At 54.2% G+C, this 321-nt stretch carries 1 protein-coding gene; it reads right to left on the bottom strand.

The genetic code is table 11. The features are described 5' to 3' along the window. Positions 1–321, bottom strand: a 321-nt coding sequence (locus ACOSDM_RS20210; RefSeq protein WP_420726334.1) for a hypothetical protein, incomplete at both ends; no start/stop codon positions are given.

Below are 321 nucleotides of genomic sequence, written 5' to 3'. Positions count from 1 at the left end.
AAACCATTGCTGCGGACGACGCCCCGGACGTTCGATAACGCTCCAAAGTCAGCACAAAATCGGCCAGCCCTTCCTGCAACCCGAAGGCTGGACTGTATCCAAGATCCCGCCTGGCATCCTCGATATCTAGCACACAATAGTTCGGGTCCTTTTCAGTGGGAGCAAAATTAAAACCCGGTGCCACAGTAATCATCTTCGCAGAAAAATGATCGCAGACCTGGGTTACGGCCTCACCAAACTTAATGCCACGGCCAGATCCCAGTTGATAAACCCTGGCTGGCAATTTTTCGACTGTACAGGCGGCAACGGTCCCCGCCGCGC

Source organism: Hwanghaeella sp. LZ110, assembly GCF_048892525.1.
Taxonomy (GTDB): Bacteria; Pseudomonadota; Alphaproteobacteria; order UBA8366; family Aestuariispiraceae; genus Pacificispira.
This window is presented reverse-complemented; position numbering and strand designations above follow the sequence as displayed.